Annotated in this window: 8 protein-coding genes; 5 read left to right on the forward strand and 3 right to left on the reverse strand. The window is 44.7% G+C overall.

Annotated features, from left to right (window positions below; genetic code table 11):
* Position 1: 1 nt before the first annotated feature.
* Positions 2-2,083 carry a thioredoxin domain-containing protein gene (locus tag KYK27_RS01940; RefSeq protein WP_199108377.1) on the forward strand — a complete coding sequence of 694 codons (2,082 nt, stop codon included), beginning with the start codon at positions 2-4 and terminating at the stop codon, positions 2,081-2,083.
* Between the two features lie 114 nt (positions 2,084-2,197).
* A complete protein-coding gene (gene priA, locus KYK27_RS01945; protein ID WP_199108378.1) occupies positions 2,198-4,729 on the forward strand; it encodes a primosomal protein N' in 2,532 nt (843 codons plus the stop codon).
* A 197-nt stretch (positions 4,730-4,926) separates the two neighbouring features.
* Here priA and KYK27_RS01950 read toward each other — a convergent pair whose 3' ends face one another.
* Together KYK27_RS01950 and KYK27_RS01955 are read right to left on the reverse strand one after the other, a co-directional pair.
* Positions 4,927-5,100, reverse strand: a complete 174-nt coding sequence (locus tag KYK27_RS01950; protein ID WP_199108379.1) for a hypothetical protein — start codon at positions 5,098-5,100, stop codon at positions 4,927-4,929.
* Positions 5,101-5,227: 127 nt separating this feature from the next.
* Positions 5,228-7,786, reverse strand: a complete 2,559-nt coding sequence (locus KYK27_RS01955; RefSeq protein WP_199108380.1) for a M14 metallopeptidase family protein — start codon at positions 7,784-7,786, stop codon at positions 5,228-5,230.
* A gap of 163 nt (positions 7,787-7,949) precedes the next feature.
* Here KYK27_RS01955 and KYK27_RS01960 point away from each other — a divergent pair, with 163 nt between their 5' ends.
* Positions 7,950-8,612, forward strand: coding sequence for a TIGR02117 family protein (locus KYK27_RS01960; protein ID WP_219337343.1), 663 nt, complete (start codon positions 7,950-7,952; stop codon positions 8,610-8,612).
* A 129-nt stretch (positions 8,613-8,741) separates the two neighbouring features.
* On the opposite strand, the gene KYK27_RS01965 is transcribed toward KYK27_RS01960, so the two are convergent.
* The gene (locus KYK27_RS01965; RefSeq protein WP_199108382.1) at positions 8,742-16,001 is read right to left on the reverse strand and encodes a T9SS type A sorting domain-containing protein; all 7,260 of its coding nucleotides are present in this window, start codon (positions 15,999-16,001) and stop codon (positions 8,742-8,744) included.
* Positions 16,002-16,131: 130 nt separating this feature from the next.
* Between KYK27_RS01965 and KYK27_RS01970 the strand changes: the two genes are divergently transcribed.
* Positions 16,132-16,461 (forward strand): hypothetical protein, encoded by a 330-nt coding sequence (locus tag KYK27_RS01970; RefSeq protein WP_199108383.1) that lies wholly within the window; start codon positions 16,132-16,134, stop codon positions 16,459-16,461.
* Positions 16,462-17,305: 844 nt separating this feature from the next.
* A complete protein-coding gene (locus KYK27_RS01975) occupies positions 17,306-19,876 on the forward strand; it encodes a M14 metallopeptidase family protein (protein WP_199108384.1) in 2,571 nt (856 codons plus the stop codon).
* Positions 19,877-20,168: the final 292 nt, after the last annotated feature.

Below are 20,168 nucleotides of genomic sequence, written 5' to 3' on the forward strand. Positions count from 1 at the left end.
TATGACACCACCAGCGCAAACAGCTTTATCAGACAGGAAACCAAACCGGCTTATTAAAGAAAGCAGCCCCTACTTGTTACAGCACGCCTACAACCCCGTGGACTGGTACCCATGGGGCGAAGAAGCTTTGCAACAGGCTAAACAGGAGAATAAGCCCATATTGGTAAGTATCGGCTATGCTGCCTGCCATTGGTGCCACGTTATGGAGCATCAGTCTTTTGAGCGGCAGGAAATTTCCGATATCATGAACCAGCACTTTATCTGTATAAAAGTTGACCGGGAAGAGCGCCCCGATGTAGATGCTGTTTACATTGATGCGGTTCATGCCATGGGTTTGCAAGGCGGGTGGCCCCTAAATGTTTTCCTGACCTCTGAAGCAAAGCCTTTTTATGGCGGAACATATTTTGCGCCACAGCAATGGGCACAACTGCTGCAAAACATAGCCAACGCCTATAAAGAGAACCGCCAGGAACTGGACGAGACTGCTGAGCAATTTGTAGAGCACCTGAATGTAAGCGACCTGGAAAAGTACGGCCTAAAGCAGAGCGATAAGCAGGTATCAGAGGAGGAGCTACAGCAACTATACCTCAACCTGAGCAAGCGCTTCGACAAGATCAAAGGCGGACTTTCGCCGGCTCCCAAATTCCCGATGCCCTCCAACTTTTTATTCCTGTTGCGCTACATTCATCATACACAAAGCGAAACAGCCCTGGCACAGGTAAACCTTACCCTTAGCCAAATGGCTTATGGCGGTATTTACGACCAGGTAGGTGGCGGTTTTGCGCGTTATGCTGTTGATGCTGACTGGTTGGTGCCGCACTTCGAGAAAATGCTGTATGATAATGCCCAGCTTGTAACTCTATACGCCGAAGCATATCAGGTGACCAGAGATCCGCTTTACAAACAGGTGGTTTACGAAACTATAGCGTTTGTAGAGCGTGAGCTGATGAGTGAAGAGTATGGCTTTTATTCGTCGCTGGATGCGGACAGTGAAGGCGAAGAAGGCAGATTTTACACATTTACCCGGGATGATCTGCAAAAGATACTGAAAGACGAGGAGCCACTTTTCTCTAAATACTATAACGTTACGGCAGCCGGTAATTTTGAGCATGGCCGAAACATACTGCACCGCCAGGAAAGTGACGAAACATTTGCGAGGGACAATGAGCTGGAACTGGAAGTACTGCAGGAAATGGTAGCGGAATGGAAAAGGAAGCTGATGAAAGTACGTGCCAAACGCATACGACCGGCGCTGGATGACAAGATACTTTGCTCCTGGAATGCACTGATGCTGAAGGCCCTGGTAGATGCATACCATGTTTTTGGTGAGAAGCATTTCCTGGACCTGGCACTTAAAAATGCAGACTTCCTTTTTGAGAAGATCAGAGAAGGAAATAAACTGTGCCACAACTATAAAAACGGCAAAGCAACTATAGATGGCTTCCTGGAAGATTATGCGCTGCTGGTAGCAGCCCTGATACGCCTATATGAAGTAACTTTTAACGAAGAATGGCTTAACCAGGCAAAGCGTTTTACGGATTATACTTTATCGAACTTTATGGATAAGCAAGAGGGTATGTTCTATTTTACAGACCAGACTGCTGAAAAGCTTATCGCCCGCAAAAAAGAGATTTTCGATAACGTAATTCCGTCATCTAACTCTGCAATGGCTATAAACCTGCACTTGCTGGGCCTTTATTTCGATAATGAGACTTATCAGCAGGTAGCAGATAAAATGCTGAATACCATGATCCCGTTAATCACTAAAGAGCCATCGCACCTTAGTAACTGGGCAATTTTATATTATAACAAGCTTACTCCAACTGCCGAAGTAGCTATAGTTGGCAAGCAGGTAACCCAGATGCGGGAAGAGCTTAGCGTATTTTACCTGCCAAATATGATCCTGATGGGCAGCAACTATAAAAGTAAACTCCCGCTCCTGGCAGACAAAATTCCTGTGGATGGCAAAACCACTATTTATGTGTGCTATAACAAAACCTGCCAGCTGCCGGTGCATACTCCCTCTGAAGCATTAAAACAACTTCAAGGCTGGCAGCAACAGTCTAAATTCCCGGCGCTATAGTTCAGAGGCCAAACTATAAACGGGTTCTTCTTCACATCCTTAATCTTATTTTGCACCTTGCTACATGTCGTGCTTTTTCCCGACATTTGTACAGATCAAGTATAGATTTCACCCTTGTCAGAGCTACTCAATTTTAATTACCCGCCCGAGCCGGCCGTAGACCGCGTTACGCTTTTTGCTGATGTGATTCTGCCGCTGCCCTTGCCTAAACTTTACACCTACCGCATCCCCTTCGAGATGAACGATGAAGTGCTGGTTGGTGTGCGGGTAATTGTGCAATTCGGAGCAAAAAGGGTTTTGAGTTGTATAGTTGCCGAAATTCATGAACAAGCCCCGGCAGATTACCAGGCCAAGTATATACTGGATGTGCTGGATGACACACCTATAGTTACCGTGCCGCAACTCAAGCTTTTTAAGTGGATCGCGGATTACTATATGTGCACGCTTGGCGAAGTGATCAACGCGGCGCTGCCATCTGCTTTAAAACTAAGCAGCGAGTCGCGGATACAATTGCACCCGCACTTTAACCCCGAAGAAGACGATATTCCGCTGGCGGCTCAGGAAGCAAAGATCATTTATGCGCTGCAGCACAACCAGGCCATGACCTTTACCGACATTGGCAATCTGCTACAGGTAAAAAGCTATCACAAATACATCAAATCGCTGATACAGAAAGAGGCGATCATTATATACGAGCAGGTAAGCGATAAATTCTCTCCGAAAGTGGTGAAGAAAATTCGTTTGAGCGAGCATTTTGTGCAGGAAGAAGGCATGCTGGAAGAACTGTTCGAACAGCTAACGCCAAGACCAAAGCAACTCGACATTCTGCTTAATTACCTGCAAAAAGTACCGGTGCACCAGGACATAAACCTGAACTATAAGGGCATCGAGAAATCAGCACTTACCAATAACCCACATCTGTCCAAATCATCTATCGATTCGCTTGTAAAGAAAGGTGTGTTGGAGCAGTTCGATCAGATCATTTCCCGTTTCCCGGTGGATGATTCGCCTCGTCAGTTGCCCATGAACCTATCGGAGCACCAGTTGCAGGCCAAAGATGAGATTCTGGGTTTATTTAAAGAGAAAGATACGGTGTTGTTGCACGGTGTTACGGGCAGCGGTAAAACCGAGGTATACATCGACCTGATAAAACATGCCCTCGAAGGCGGCGGACAGGTATTATACCTACTCCCGGAGATTGCGCTTACGGCTCAGATCGTAACCCGCCTGATGAAAGTGTTTGGCGAAAAGCTGGGTGTATATCATTCCAAGTTCTCAGATAACGAGCGCGCTGAAGTTTGGCAGGGTGTGCTTTCGGGCAGGTTCCAGGTAGTGGTTGGCGTTCGTTCAGCTGTTTTCCTGCCATTCCATAATTTGTCGCTGATTATAGTTGACGAAGAGCACGAAGCCAGTTACAAGCAATACGAGCCGGCTCCGCGCTACAATGCCCGCGAAACGGCCCTGATGATGGCACATTTACAGGGCGCTAAAACCTTACTGGGTTCTGCTACACCAGCTATAGAAACCTACTATAACTGTAAAACTGACCGCTGGGGCTTGGTTACCATGCTGAAACGCTTCGGAGAAGCACAACTGCCCGACGTGGAACTGGTGAATACCCGCGAAGAGCAGCAACGCAAAACCATGCACAGCCACTTTTCGAGCAAGCTGTTAGATGGCATTGAAGCCCGTCTGAAACGTAAAGAGCAGGTTATCCTTTTCCAGAACAGACGCGGCTACGCGCCTTTTATCTCCTGTGATGAATGCTCCTGGATACCGAAGTGCCGTAACTGTGCCGTTAGTTTATCTTACCATAAATTCAGCGGTGAGCTGCGTTGCCATTACTGCGGTTACCACGAACGTATGCCATCTGACTGCCCGGCCTGTGGCGCTACTACGCTGAAAAGCATGGGCTTTGGTACCGAAAAGATTGAAGATGACCTGAAGCTGATGCTGCCCAGCGCTGAAGTGCAGCGTATGGACCTGGACACCACCAAAAAGAAGAACAGTTACCAGCAGATAATCGCCGATTTTGAGAACGGAAAGACCAATGTGCTGGTAGGTACCCAAATGGTTACCAAAGGCCTCGATTTCGAGAATGTGAGTCTGGTTGGTATTCTTAACGCCGATAGCATCATCCACTTCCCTGATTTCCGGGCGCATGAGCGAGCATTCCAGTTATTTGTGCAGGTAAGTGGCCGTGCAGGTCGTAAAGGTAAGCCGGGCACCGTTATCATCCAGACCCGCGACCCGATGCAGGCCATTTTCCGGAAGGTGAAAAGCGTGGATTATGAAGCGCTGTATGCGCATGAAATAGAAGAACGGATGCGATTTAGCTATCCACCTTTTGTGCGCATGATAAAAGTAACGGTAAAACATGCGGATGAACGGACCTCGGAAAACGCAGCTATAGTTCTGGCAAAGGACTTGACTGACAGGCTAGGGAAGCAGCATGTGCTGGGGCCAGAGATACCTTATATTTTCCGTATCCGGAATCTGTTCCTCAACGAGATCCATATAAAGCTTCCACGTGAAAACGTGAACCTGCGCACCGCCAAGGGGCAGATCGCGATGGCTATTCAACAACTATACCAGATGCCTGACTTTAAAGGAATAAGGGTGGTGGCCGATGTTGACCCAATGTAATTTTTTTCTAACAAAACTGCCGTTTACAGAACTTAAAGGCACTTTCAGAAAAAAGTTTGAAAAATTTTAAGCTTTTTACACAATAAGCCCAACCTTGCCAAAACAGTGGCGTATATACTGATACCTTTGGCTAAAAGTTGAAAACCTGAAAATTCTGAGTATCTACCAAGAAACTTACGGATTTTCAGGTTTTTCCTTTATATCCCCTTTCGTAGCCTGTATACGTACATTAGGCCGGCCAGCAGAAACAACACTCCCAGCACGATATTCATAATATCCTCATCGCCCTGCGCGTAGCGGTAAGCATTTAACCCCGCAGCTCCAAAACAGGCAATGGCAAGTATAATTTTAAAAGTTCGGTTGTCTCTCATTATAGTTTATACTGTGTTATTAAGCGTAAACACTAAGATATATGTTAATCGCTAACATACATAATGGTATTGCACGAAAAAGGTCTTCCGGTTTATGCCGGAGGACCTTTTTCAGCTTTGACTATAGTTACTGTCCTACTACAAAAACAGCATTCCCAAACATCAGTTTGCCACTGTGCCAGAACCCACGGAACAACGGATTATCAGCCATATAAATTACCTGTCCGTCGCCCATTGGCTGTGCACCGAGTATCAGCGCATCCTGTAATTTCTCTTTTATAGCGGAGCCTACAAAACCGGTGGTATAGTTGTTCTTTTTAAGCACGCCCACATTCCAGCCTTCTTTCAGGTACTCAAACGTATTCGATGAGCGGATAAGGGCAAAGTAGGTATCGCCATAGCCAAATGCCAGCGGGTGCGACTTATCCAGGTTCACACGGAACACGCTGCCCTGCACTTCTTCAGCTAATGCTTCGCGTTCGCGGTCGCCGTAGGTTTTCAGGTATTGGTATGGGTTTTCCTCCTTCTTATCCTTTGCTTTCTCTTCTTCCGCTTTATCGGCTTCCTTTTTCTTCAGGTCGAAATCCTTTTTACCAACCAGAAATGCGGCCGCACTTTCCATGGCAATCAGCTTACCGCCGCTTTTTACCCAGCTTTTTACCTGCTCCAGTGTCTGCTCATCCAGCACCTTGCTGTAAGCTCCTGATGGCAGTATCAGTACATCGAACTCATGCAGGGGCACATTTTTAAAGTAGGTTGTATTGATGGCTGTAACCGGGTAATTGATCTGCTGCTCGAAATAATGCCAGACTTCCCCGAACGCATAAGGCGACACGCCTTCACCTGTCATTAAAGCTACTTTAGGCATTTTAAGATAACGAACCGAACCCGAGCCAAAATCGGCACCACTGCTTACAAAGCCGGTGGCTGTAGCTGCCAGGTCTATAGTTTGCTTTTTAGCCAGATCACGAACTATACTATCAAATTTGTCGCCCAGCTTTTCGTTTCCGGTGCGGGTTATGATAAGTGTACCAGCCGCGTACTGTTGCTTGTCTGTTTCAAACGCTTTTTCGGCCATGCGTACTTTTACGCCCTGCTTCATCAGTTCCGTCAGGAATTTAAGATCCTGCAGACTGTTCCAGCGCACCAGGTAGGCGTATGGTTTTTCTATAGTTGGGGTAGCTATAGTTGCTGCAGCTTGCTGTTTGTTCTGCGGCTCCAGTTTCTTTTTCATGGCATAGGCCTGCACACCAAAAGCATATGGCATCGCCCAGGAAGTAATATCATACGTCAGCGAATCTTCTAAAGCAGCGTTAGGCTCGAACAATACCTTTACCAGGGTAGACTTTGGCTGGTACATACTGATAACCAGATCCTTCTCTCCTACTTTTACACTCTCTTCTTTGCCAGTACTATAGTTAAATCCTCTGCCTGATGTATTTTTGCCGGCATAACCGTACTGTATCTGCTGACGATCCAGGTAATCGGTGAGTGCCTTTACATTGCCTGCTCCATTGCCGTTGGCTTTTACTACAAAGGCTTTATAGTTGCCACCTGGTTTATTCAAGTTGTTCTCGTAATACTTTCTGAATTCCTGTTTTATCTGGTCGGCTTTTTCGGAAGTAGCCTGCATAGTTGCCATGCTGGCCGCTACGTGGTGAGCAATTCTGTCTGTTAAAGTAAGTGTATCCCCGCTTTGTGTTTTGATGGCTAACCCTGCTCTACCCGATCCACCTTGTTCGTAGGTCATGCCGATGGCGCCATTAAAAGTAGGCCAGGTGTCGCCGTAGCTCGGGTAAAAAAGGTCGAAACTCTCGCGGGTGAAATACAGCCAGTTGTTCTTGTCGAAATAAGAGCGGTTATAGTCGCCGATGGTGTTTTGAAACTGGCGCTGCCACGGGGTAATACTCTCATGAAAAGGCTTTGCTGCCGGCGAAAAGTAATAGGGTGCCTCCACTCCCATCTCATGGAAATCGGCGTGCACCTGTGGCAGCCAGTTATTATAAACTGCCAGGCGCTGTTTCGATTCTATTTGCGTTTGCCAGGCCCAGTCGCGGTTCAGGTCGAAGTAATAGTGATTTGGTCTGCCGCCCGGCCACGGCTCATTATGCTCCCAGGCGTAAGGCATGGCGTTTCCGCCTTGCGCTGCTGCCTGCTTATACCACTGCACATAACGCTCACGTCCATCAGGGTTTACACAAGGATCAAGTATAACTACCGTATTTTTCAGCCAGTTCTGGGTTTGTGTATTGGCAGGGTTAGCCAGTTCGTAAAGCACCTGCATTACCGCCTCCGTACTCACCGATTCGTTCCCATGTATGTTATAGCTCAACCAAACTATAGCCGGTTGGTTGCCCTGTACCTGCCCCTGCTGTACGCCTGCCAGTTTTAAGTTATTTCCCCTTATCTCCTCCAGTCGTGGTAAATTCTCTTCCGATGCCACATACGCCAGCACCAGCGGCCTTCCTTCATAAGTCTTGCCATATTCCTGTAGCTTTATGCGTTTAGGCGCCTGTGAAGCCAGGTAGTTTACATAGTCGAGCACGCGGCTATGGAACGTAAACTGCTCTCCGAGTTTATAACCCAGGAACTGTTCAGGCGTCTGTATTCTTTGCTGCGCCTGTGCAACCTGCATACTCATCCAGATCAGCATAAAAACAGGCAGCCACTTAAGAGATTTTCTCATGTTATTAGGTATAGGATATGAAAAGGGAAGTAAACTACAGGGGTAAATTTACTGAATTTTCACAGCAATTATGTGTTATACTTTTTTAGCCAAAACTGGTTTGTATAGTTATAGTTAGCTTTCGTAAATTGTAGGTATGCTGTTAAGTAAACGTATTGTAAAGTTGCTTTTAAGATTAATTTATAGCTTAGGTATATTGGCACTTATAACTATAGTTACTGCCCTTGTACTTAGCGTTTTACCTGTAAATTCCGGCTTTGCGCAAACCCAGCAAAATGAGCATATCGAGATCAACATCACTTCCAATGGCATCCATACCGACTTAGTATTACCGGTTAAAACCCCTTACATAGACTGGCGCAACAAGATAGCTTTGCAGCATTTTGCCGGAGCAGACAGTAGTTTTACCCATATATCTTTTGGCTGGGGAGATCGCGAGTTTTATATGGAAACACCTGAGTGGAGTGACCTAACCTTAGAAGTTGCCCTTTCGGCAATGTTCTGGCCCAGCCCTTCCGCCATGCACGTCGAATATATCAGGAGACCGCTAACGCCAAACAAGCACCAACGCCCGATTCGGATCACTCCCGAGCAATACCAAAAGCTGGTAACCTACATCTATAGTTCGTTCCAAAGCAGAGATGGTAACTTCTTACTTATCCCCGGCAAAGGCTATAGTTCAACTGATAACTTTTATGAGGCCCGCGAAAAATTCTACTTCCCGAAGAACTGCAATAACTGGGTGAACGGCGGTTTAAAAGCTGCCGGACTTAAAGCTGCCTTCTTTGCTCCTTTCCCTTATGCTGTTATGCGCCACTATCGGTAAAAACCCAATTACGGAAGCTAATATGAGAGCATAATTTATAGACAACTCAACTATAGGTTTTCATCACCTGCCATAAAATGAAAAAGACGGGTAATGTACCCGTCCCTTTCTGCTTTAAACCCTAATAGTTTATTTCTTCATTAATTTAAAATTCGTTGTGATGCCGTTCAGCCGAGTGGTAACAATGTAGATACCTGCCGGTAACCCTTCGCCCAGATCCAACACTGCTGAACTTCTGCCTTTAGCAACGTTTATCGATTTTGTCATCAGTTTTTTGCCCATCAGATCAGTCAGTGTGACTTCCATAGTTGCATCTTTCTCCGAATCCACATCCAGCTTCACATCGCGCTCAAACGGGTTAGGATAAACAAACACACTGTTTACAACATCACCAAAGATCACCATCTGCGGACCATAGTAAGCATACTGGCCATCCGAATCGAGCTGTCTCAATCTATAGTAGCGTGTTCCGAACTTGCCATTTTCCTTATCTACAAATTCGTAGGTTTGTTTGATGGAAGTGTTGCCGTTCTTGGTAGGCACAAACTGTAGTTGTCTATAGTTCACGCCATCCTGCGACACCTGCACCTCAAAGCCTTCGTTGTTTTTCTCCATGGCCGTTGCCCACGTCAGCACCGCATTATTCTCTCGGCGGGTAGCTTTAAAGTACATCAGTTCTACTGGCAGTGGGGTGATAGTACCTTGATAAAGAGCGACAATGGTGTTAGCGAAATAACATTCTTTTGCAGTTGTGCCAAGTATATTGATGACAACTTTTACTTCGTATGGATCATCATTCTGAGCTACTCGTTCATACACATTACTTGTGCTACGTTGCGCCAGTGCCCATGCTGATTCATCTGCGCCTGCAGGTCTTACATACCATAAGTACTCTACATTCTCTCCATTATCTGCAAAATCATTATCTACAGTAAAGACAGCTGTTTCACCAATCTTAACTGGATCAGTTGGTGTGATAGGCCTTGGCGGATCAGTTTTATGAGTTGCAAAAATTTCACCAACAGCAACTGCTCTAGGTTCAAGGGTAAGCGTACCCATATCCACTTTTACACCTGTAGTATTGCAGGTACCTTTTACAATCACATGGTATACCCCATTGTGATTTGCAGCTAACGCATTATTTATCGTCAGGCTGTTACTGTTATTTCCTATTGACTGGTTGTTTTTAAACCACTCGTAACTCAGACCTGTACCAGTTGCAATTACACTCATTTGCACAGTTGAGCCTTCGCATTGTGTGGTTTCCACCAGATTTGGAGATGCAACAACAGGTTCATTAACTATAAGCGTAGCAACACTTGATGTTAACACACCACAGGTTCCTGTAACTCTTACCGTATAGTTACCAGCATCTGTTGCAACAACTGAAGGAATAGTATAGGTAGCAGCACTAGCTCCAGGTATAGCAGTAGCTCCTTTAAACCATTGGTAAGTCAGGTTAGTGCCGGTTGCGGTTACGCTGAAAGATGCCGGGCTTCCCGGACAAACCGTTAAACCTTGCGGCTGTGAAGCAAGTCTTGTCAGCGGATTAACTATAAGCTCTGTGGTATTGGATGTGACCGTTGAACTACAAACTGATGTAGAGCTGTTGCTTACCGTTACATAATACTTACCGGCATCTGATAAAGCCAGGTTGCTGATAGTTATGGCATTTGTAGTAGCATTAGTTATTCTACCAGTATTTGTAAGCGGGGTTGCAGAACCTTCTTTATACCAGGCATACTGCAGGTTAGAGCCTGTAGCTGTTACGCTTAAAGTTACGCTTCCGGCTTCGCACTGGGCTGGTGTAGCAGCAAGGTTTGCAGTTATAGCAACATTCTGATCAATCCTTATAGTTATTGCCTGAGAAGTTTCAGGATCTGAACCACATTTCGGGTTAGTAACAGTGTCAATATCCGATGTGAACTCCACATAAACCTGATCTCCATTCTGGAATGTACTTCTAGGCTTTGTAATACTTATAGTAGTTCCGCTTACGCCGTTTGTAGTTGCCAGTAAAATATCAGCTACTCCACTGCGTTTGAGGTACCATCTAACTGTAACATTAGCAGTTTCCCAGCCTCCAACAAAGTTTCCTAAAGTTGCAGTAAGTGTTACATTGCTCTGATCATTAGGATTAAAGCACCAGGCAGGTACACTGCTCAATGTCATCGAATATCCCTGTGGCTCGCTAAAGTATATTCTGCTGGATAAAGCGCCTATGCCTGAGCCACATATGGTGTTGGCATTTTTAGGAGTAACCCAAACACCAACCCAGTCTGTAGCAGAAAGGCCGGCAAAGCCCTTGGTACGCGCGTCGTTACCTATAGTACCACCTCTTGAATCACTTCGGGTCCATCCATATGTAAAAGAGTTAGCACCTTTATCCATTCCGTCAGCCCCATTTACTAGAGCTCCAGATCCCATAATTACCTTTGCTTCGAAGTATCTATAAGCATATTGTTTTATGATTGCAGGTGTGTTAGCTGGAACATAGTTTGCTATATACTCAGGGTTTGGTGCAGGTTCTTCATTATCTGCTACTACTTGTCCTTGCGCGTTTAGAGGCTGACCAGCAGCATTTGTCATGTATGGGTAGACTACTCTATCAATATCCCGGTATACATAAGCTGTATAGTCTGTGTTCTGACCTCTACAAACCGGGAACGGATCAGCAACAACAACGACAGTGTATTTAGATTCTTTGACAGTTACAGTTTTGCTCACTGTACTAGTACATGATCCTTGTACCCTAGTATAAGTTATTGTATGCGTACCAACTCCTGCTGTACATGGATTGAAAGTAGTACCGCTCACGCCTAGTCCTGAGAAAGTTCCACCAGCAGGCGATGCAGCAAGAGTAATAGCTCCCTGCCCTGTATAAAATTCGCTAGTACTGGCAAGTGTTCCTGTAAAGCTTACTACCGGATTAGGGTTAACAGATACCGTTACATTCTGGGTATTGGTACAGCCATTAGCTGTCATTTGTACCGCATAAACTACATTTACTGCACTAGTTGTAGTGTTGATGAGTGTTTCGTTAATTACGTTACCCGCTACATTCGATACAGCAGGATTACTGATTCCTGATACTGCGGCACGTGACCAGCTGAAAGTAGTATTGGCTGTAGCACTCGTTGCACTATAGTTAAATGCTGATCTGCTACAAACAGCCGCCGGCGTTAAAGTGCTTGAAAGTTTAGGAGTAGGATTAACGGTTATTGTAAATGACTGTTGAGTGGCTGAACAACCGTTTGCAGTTGCATTAACAGTTACAGTTGTAGTCACAGGATTACTACCAGTATTGGTTGCTGTATAGGTAGGAATATTACCCGTTCCGTTTGTCCCAAAACCAACGTTTGCAGATGACGTCCAGCTTATAGTTGAACCAGCAACGCTGCTTGCAAAAGTAATTGCTTCCCCAGTGGCTCCGTTACAATAAGTCTTGCTAGCAATTGGAGTAATAACAGGAGTAGGTTTAACTGTATAAACAACATCATCAGATGTAGAGCATCCATTTGTAGTAACAGTCATGGTAAGTGTTACATTACCAAAACCAGTTATATCGACACGCTCTGCATATAGCCAGTCATAACCTATTCCAACTGTACCTATAGTACTATCTTTACTTTTAAGAGTCCATTTTACATCAAGACTTGTACCATTACCAACACCACTACCACTTCCTTGTCTGTTAATGAAAGTCACTCCTGAAGCTGCTTGACACACACTCTGGTCCGGACCTGCATTTGCAATTGGCATTGGATGTACTGTTAAGGTAACATCTCTGGAAGCAGTAGCACAACTCGCTACCGAGCTACTTGAAGATAACCGCATTGTAACGGTACCAACACCAGCTACTGTTACTTGTGTACCCGTTGTGTTAGGGCTACTAACATTACTTACAGTTGCACCTCCGGTAGTTCCAACCACTGTCCATTGCGGCGTACCATTTGCTACTGAACCAGTTAAATCGAAAACTGTAACGTTTCCGGTGCCGACACATTTAGCAGCCGGACTAGCCGATGCAGCCGAAACTACTGGCTGTGGGTTTACAGTTACTGTAGTGGCAGTTGCTGTAGTAGCTACGCAGGTTGTTGTATTGTTTGTAACACGTACAGTATAGTTTCCTGCTGCAGATGCAGTATAATCTTTCGCTGTCCCATCTGTTGTTATAGCAGTTCCATTTCGGAACCACTGATAAGAATAATCGCCTTGCGGAGCACTAAGTACCACGAATCCTCCCTGGCAGAAGGTAGTTGGGCCACCTGCCGTTATAGTTGTACTCGGTAATGGATCTACAGTAAGTGTAGTTGTACTCTCTGCAGTGTTACAAGCTGAAACAGAATTTGTTGTTCGCAATGTAATAGTTGCTGCGCCTGTACCGGTTGCCACAATAGTTGCAGTCGCTTGCCCTGTTGTAGTGTTGTAAACCGGGTTCTGAATCTGGAAGCTGGTATTTGATGAAATCCATTGTGCTGTACCACCAGAGAAAGTACCACTGACAGTGAAAGACGTTGAGTTCCCAGCTCCTATACATTTAGCCTGATCAGTACCTGTGATAGCTGCGGTTGGCTGAGGATTTACTGTCACATTTGTAGCCGTAGGAGTGGTGACGACACAACCAGTAGCGCTATTTGTTACTTCTACAGTATAACCACCTGATTGAACTGCAGTGTATTGCTGACCGGTACCGGCAGTTGTAATTGCTGCTCCGTCTCTGAACCACTGATACGTATAACCAGCTCCCTGAGGGGCACTCAGTACTACAGAACCATCCTGGCAGAATGTGGTCGGGCCACCTGCGGTTATTGTTGCACTTGGTAAAGGATTAACGGTTAATGTTACAGCGCTATTGGCTGTAGAGCAACTTGCCGCATTGTTTGTAGTGCGTAATGTAATTGTGCTTGTACCAGTACCAGAAGCTGTAATAGTAGCAGTTGCTTTGCCAGTAGATGCATCATAAACAGGATTACTGATCACAAAGACTGGATTAGAGGTTAGCCATTGCGCTGTACCGCCTGAAAAATCACCTGTAACTGTAAAAACTGTTGTGTTTCCAGCACCAAGGCATTTTTGCTCGCTGCTGCTGGTTACAGTTGCAACTGGCTGTGGTAATACTGTTACCTTAACCTTAGCAGAAAGCTTAGAGCAGTCTTCAACTAAGTTAGTTACTTCAACCTGGTAATCACCACTTTCATTTGCAATGTATGTTTCACTTGTTTCATTAGGTATTTCAACGTCGTTTTTAAACCACTTATAAGTATAAGGGTTATCAGTATCTGGGGATTTATTGGCACTTAATTTTAAGCTACCTCCCTGGCAAAAAGTGCTTGCTCCTTCTAAAGTAATATTTGCCTCAGTAGGTAATTCCGCTACTATGACAGTTAATGTCTGAGAAGTTTGCTTACAACCGTTTTGGTTTGTAACTACTAAGTAATAATCACCTGAAGTAGTAGCAACATAATCTTTCGTTGTTTCTACCTCAGAATTATCGGCCGCATTAAACCAGGCATAAGTAAATGTATCGCCGGTTGGCAAAGCTGTGGGTACCAACACAACCGAATTCCCTTCGCAGAATTGCAGCGGGCCTGTTGGGGTAATACTCACTGTCGGCAGTGGATTTACAGTTACTGTAACCGGCTCTGAAGATGCGCTGATACAGCTGTTACCATCCGTTACCTGCACGGTAAAAGTACCGCTGGCGTCTACCGTTATAGATTGGGAAGTAGCACCATTGCTCCATAACCAGGAACTACCAGCGCTCGCTGTTAGCGTTACTGATCCTCCCTGGCAGAAAGTAGTAGGCCCTCCTGCTGTTATAGTTGCAACCGGCAATGGGTTAACTACAACATTTACTGGTGCTGACGCAGCACTTGTACATCCATTGGCATCTGTTACAATCACTGTAAAGCTGCCACCTGCACTAACAGTTATAGATTGTGTAGTAGCGCCGTTGCTCCATAACCAAGAGTCTCCTGCGCTGGCTTTAAGAGTTACAGACCCACCCTGGCAGAAAGTAGTAGGGCCACTTGGTGTTATAGTTGCTACTGGCAGTGGGTTTTCTGTTACAGTAACTGGCGCAGAAGGTTCACTTGTACAGCTATTGCCATCTGTCACCTGTACTGTATAAGTACCACTGGCATCTACAGTAATAGATTTGTTAGTTGAACCGTTGCTCCATAAAAATGTATCTCCACCTTCAGCAGTTAATGTCACCTGACCACCTTCGCAAAAAGTAGTAGGGCCACTCGTTGTAATAGTAGCTACAGGTAACGGGTCAACTGTAATTTCAACTGGGTCTGAGGTACGTGGACATTTGTTTAATCCTGTCACTGTAACAGTGTATACACCTGCTTCAGTAACTGATAACGATGGACTGTTTGTACCTATTGGTGAAGTAGCCCCTCCCACAGTTGTGCCTTTGAACCACTGATAGGTATAGGTATCTCCTGCCGGCGCTGATGCTACACTCAGAATCTGGCTGGTCCCGGCGCAAATTGCTGGAGAATCATAAGCTATCACTGCTATTGGTGTAGGCAGCACTGTTACATCAAAAGACGCAGTACTTGTTGAATTACAGGCATTAGTTGCAGTCACCGATATTGTAACTTTGCCAGAAACCGGTACAGTTGGTTCAAATCTAACTATAGCCGGGTTATTGGTCGGCTCCAAAACTCCTGCTCCCTGCGTAACACTCCAGGTATAGTTTGTAAACCCGGACGGAGCTTCATAAAGCACATCTTTACCTGCGCATACTTCTCTTTCGCCAATTATTGTAGCCGCTCTCATGGCTGGGTTAACAACGAGCGTTTGCGGATTAGATATATTATTTGCTGGAGGTGCAGGGTTAAGAACTGTGATGATGCGGTTGCCGGAAAGCGCCAGATCCGCAGCTAGTATAAGTACCTGGAGTTGTGTAGAACTTATATAGGTAGTCGTTCTGCTAAATCCGTCTACACGAACTATCGAATTCCTTTCAAAGTTTGTACCCGATACTGTCAACGTTAAATCACCCGCTCCTTGTGTAATACAAGTAGCCGGCAAAGTAGCTAAAGTGGGTACTTTACTATTTACATTAAAAGCACTACTTGTAACACTTGTTAAGCCTGAACCGGATGCAGTTAAGGTATAACCTGTACCTGCTCTGTCAATGCTATATCCTGAAAAAGTAACTACTCCATTTGCAGTTGCGGAAGTACCTGTTGCAAGAGTACCTGAACTTGGGTTATTGCCAATCGCAAGCGTAACCGCGTTAGAAGCACCTGCTACGGTATTACCAAATTGATCTTGTATAGCAACTCGCGGCGCAGGAGTTATAGTTGCTCCTGTTTCTACATTGGAAGGTTGGGTTATAAAAGCTAATCTGCGGGCTAATCCGTGTGTCATGTTCAGATTAGCTACTGTTGCATCTGAGCCTAAACCAGCAATATTAGCATTCCCTTGAATATAAACTGTTCCCGAGGATGGAAGAGGAACAGCACCGTCTATTGGCTGAGTTTCTATTCCACTTATTGTTATGGACTCAATATTATTGCCTCCATTATCATATGTAATTGCAAATGTTAATGTTTTGAAGTCAGCGGATAATGTAGGCCTTATCGTTCTTGTATTAATAATGTTCCCCCCAGAGCTTCTTAAAGCTACAACCGTCTCACTATTAGGATTAAAGCGCCAATTACCAGTAGTCTTAATTACTAAACTACTAGTATTAAAGTCGTTTCTAGCATTCTCCCTTATAACTATATCCCCTATAGAAATAAAAGCTGGTGTCGCACCATTAGACGCTTGGTCTACAGTAGTACTCGCAGTTATAGAAGTTATAGGAGATATGTTAGCCATTAAATAGGCAGCCGAAATAATAAAGAGCAGAAGCGTAGCTATGGCAAACGTGAATTGCCGGGCTTTACTGACTTCTGAAATGAATTGAGTAAAATTTTTCTTCATGAGGTTAATGACTTTAGGGATTAAGCTGGGTTTGGGTTAGGTTGTGTTTGGGAGCACCTTTGGTTTATGGCGTGCAGTGGAGTGTAAAAGCTTCTGAAAAGGCAATAAACAGCCTGACCACCCTGTTTTTGAAGGTGGTTTTTCAGTTGCTATGAGTTAAACCTTATAGCATTACTTTAAGAAATTGCAGTTTAATCAGGTGGCTGAAAAGAGGAATTAATGTATTTTCCCTCTGTAGACCTATAAAATTGCACTAAAACAACAAAGTATAGATTCTGCATAATATTTTTTGGTTATAAGTACCAAATATTATTAACATAGTACATATATTTTACATTTAAGTTACGTCAATATTTAACTTTTTTTATTAACAATAGCATTACAGGTTTTAAACGCATATACAATTTGAACTATATCTATAGATATAAATATTTGAATAATATCCATAAATGCTATTTAAATCACTATTTGTATTAAAACCAGACGCAAATCAAGCATCGCCTATAGTTCAAGTTGTACCTCAACCAAAAACTCAAAATCTTATAAGTTTTAGTTAACAATTCTATAGGTAAGATAGCATAGCTTAGACCTAAGGATTGCGATGGAGGTAAGAGGCGTTTCGATGAGGAGGTAAGAGGATAGCTATGGGTACGTGTTGTATGACAGCGTTTAGCATTTGTAAAAGACTATATAAAAAGACAAATTGCAGTAACAAACTACTTTACCTTAAACCTTAACTATTCCTAATGAGAAAACTGTACGCACTGGCTGTTACAGCACTTTTATTGTGTAGCCACTTAGCACAGGCACAGGCTACCCTTTCGTATTACCTGCCCAAAAATGTTACCTATGATAAAAACATACCTACTCCGCAGCAGGTGCTTGGCTACGAGGTTGGCGAATGGCATATAAGCCACGATCAGCTGATAACTTACATGCGCTATATGGATCAGGTATCGGACAGGATAACGATAGCTGAGTATGGCCGCAGCCACGAGAACCGACCGCTGTACCTGCTCACCATCACCTCTCCTGATAATCATAAAAATATAGAGCAACTAAAGGCAGATCATAAGCAACTGACTGACCCTGATAACTCCGGTAAACTGGATATAAAAAACATGCCGGCTGTAGTCTGGATGGGCTATAGCGTGCATGGCAATGAACCAAGCGGCAGCAATGCCGCCTTACTGGCCGTTTACCATCTGGCAGCTGCCCAGGGGCCAGAGATCGAGAAACTGTTAAAAGAAACTATAGTTCTGATTGACCCTGCTATTAACCCTGACGGCCTGAACCGTTTTGCCAGCTGGGTAAATACAAATCGTGGCAAAAACCTGGTAACAGACCCGAACAGCTCTGAGTTTAACGAAATATGGCCACGCAGCAGAACAAATCACTACTGGTTCGACCTTAACCGCGACTGGTTACCATTGCAGCATCCCGAATCGCAGGGCAGACTGGCGAAGTTCCACGAATGGAAGCCGAACCTGCTGACCGACCACCACGAAATGGGCACCAATGCCACCTTCTTTTTTCAGCCGGGTATACCAAGCCGCAACCACCCGCTTTCTCCGGAGAACACATTTAAACTGACACAGAAAATCGGTAATTACCACGCAAAAGCTTTGGATAAGATCGGTTCGCTGTACTATACCGAAGAAAGTTATGATGACTTTTACTATGGCAAAGGATCAACCTACCCGGATGTGAATGGCGCCGTTGGTATTTTATTTGAACAGGCAAGTTCCCGTGGGCACGCGCAGGAAAGCATAAATGGGGTACTTACCTTCCCTTTCACCATTCGTAACCAGTTTGTAACAACACTTTCATCGTTAGAGGCAGCCAACGCCATGCGCGAAGAACTGCTAACGCATCAGCGTGATTTCTACAAGCAGTCGCTGAATGAATCTAAAAAGGTAGCTACCAAAGCGTATATTTTTGGCTCTGAGAAAGATCCTGCCCGCGCATATCACCTGGCTGAGATCATTCGCCAGCACCAGATCGCCATCTATAAGCCAAAAGAAACTATAAAAGTAGGCAGCACAAACTATAGCCCGGAAAGCGCTTACATTGTGCCCCTGGAACAACCACAGTATAAACTGATTGAGGCCATGTTCGAGAAGCGTACTACGTTTAAAGACAGCCTTTTCTACGACATCTCTGCCTGGACCTTCCCGCTTGCTTTTGACCTGGAATACAATGTACTGAATGGCAAGAATTATAAACCAGCACAGCTTGGCGAAAAAGTAACTAACCCACAGATGCCGGCTGGTAAAATAACCGGGGGCCAGAGCACCTATGCCTATGCTTTTGAGTGGACAGCATACTATGCCCCTCGTATACTTAACACCTTGTTTGACCACGGCATACAGGCCAAAGTAGCTACTGATACTTTTAAGGGCGGTGATGGAAAAACGTTTGATTACGGAACTATACTGATTCCTGTAGCAGGCCAGCCTGTATCTGGCGCCGAACTATACAAGTTACTGGAAGAGGCTGCGCTTAAAAATGGCGTAGAAGTATTTGCCATGCAAACTGGCCTTACCTCAGCAGGTATAAAACTAGGTAGCCCGATGATGCTGAACCTGCGCAAACCCAGCATTATGTTACTTACCGGTGATGGCGTGAATAGCAACGATGCCGGCGAGGCCTGGCACCTGCTCGATAACCGTTTCGATATTAAAACCACGCTTATAACTACAGATAATTTTAACCGCGCCAACCTAAGCCGCTACAATGTGTTGGTAATGGCCGACGGTTCTTATAACAGCATCTCTAAAGACAAACTCCGCGCCTGGGTACAGCAGGGAAATACAGTAATAGGCATGGGTGATGCAATTAAATGGCTGGCAGATAACGGCTTGAGCAACATCACCTTTAAAAACGTAAAAGACACACCTGCGGGCATGCGAAAATCGTATGCTGACCTGGGCAATGAATCCGGAGCACAGGTAATTGGCGGCGCCATTTTCGAAACTACGCTTGACCTTACTCACCCGCTGGCTTATGGTTATACCGACAATAAACTACCGATCTTCCGTAGCAACACTTTATTTGTAGAGCCATCTCAGAACCCTTATGCCAACCCAGTCATGTATACTGCTAACCCGTTAATGGCTGGCTACATTTCAAAACAGAACCTGCAACAGATAAAAAACTCAGCTGCTGTTTCGGTTACAGCAGTTGGCGCAGGCAAAGTAGTGGCGATGCCGGATAACCCGAACTTCAGGGCATTCTGGTATGGCACTAACAAACTTTTCTTGAATAGCATCTTTTTCGGCCAAATCATTAACAACCGTTCTGCCCGCACTGAATAACAGCAACTATAAACTATAGCCTGTATTGAAAAAGCCCTGACATAAGTCAGGGCTTTTTGTTTTAAGTATCACTGCGGATTACAATTTTATCTTCTGAGCACTTTCAAAACTAGACTCACAAAGTACAAATACGGGAAATATAAATAGTTATACTATAATATAAGCAAAGTCATAATTACAATTGGCTGTATTCTTTCCTTTCAATTAAAGTATTAATATATTATAGTTAGCTTATTTATTAGTTTTCAGCATTATAACGCAAGAAAAAAATAACTACGAGAGAAACTATATT

Origin of the sequence: Pontibacter populi, assembly GCF_019336435.1 — a bacterium.
Lineage (GTDB): Bacteria > Bacteroidota > Bacteroidia > Cytophagales > Hymenobacteraceae > Pontibacter > Pontibacter humidus.

Bases quoted from the DNA above. Each gene is read 5' to 3' on its own strand.
- KYK27_RS01965 (WP_199108382.1), bottom strand. From the start codon at position 16,001: ATGACACACGGATTAGCCCGCAGATTAGCTTTTATAACCCAACCTTCC.
- KYK27_RS01970 (WP_199108383.1), top strand. From the start codon at position 16,132: ATGGACTCAATATTATTGCCTCCATTATCATATGTAATTGCAAATGTT.
- KYK27_RS01975 (WP_199108384.1), top strand. From the start codon at position 17,306: ATGAGAAAACTGTACGCACTGGCTGTTACAGCACTTTTATTGTGTAGC.
- KYK27_RS01955 (WP_199108380.1), bottom strand. From the start codon at position 7,786: ATGAGAAAATCTCTTAAGTGGCTGCCTGTTTTTATGCTGATCTGGATG.
- KYK27_RS01940 (WP_199108377.1), top strand. From the start codon at position 2: ATGACACCACCAGCGCAAACAGCTTTATCAGACAGGAAACCAAACCGG.
- KYK27_RS01950 (WP_199108379.1), bottom strand. From the start codon at position 5,100: ATGAGAGACAACCGAACTTTTAAAATTATACTTGCCATTGCCTGTTTT.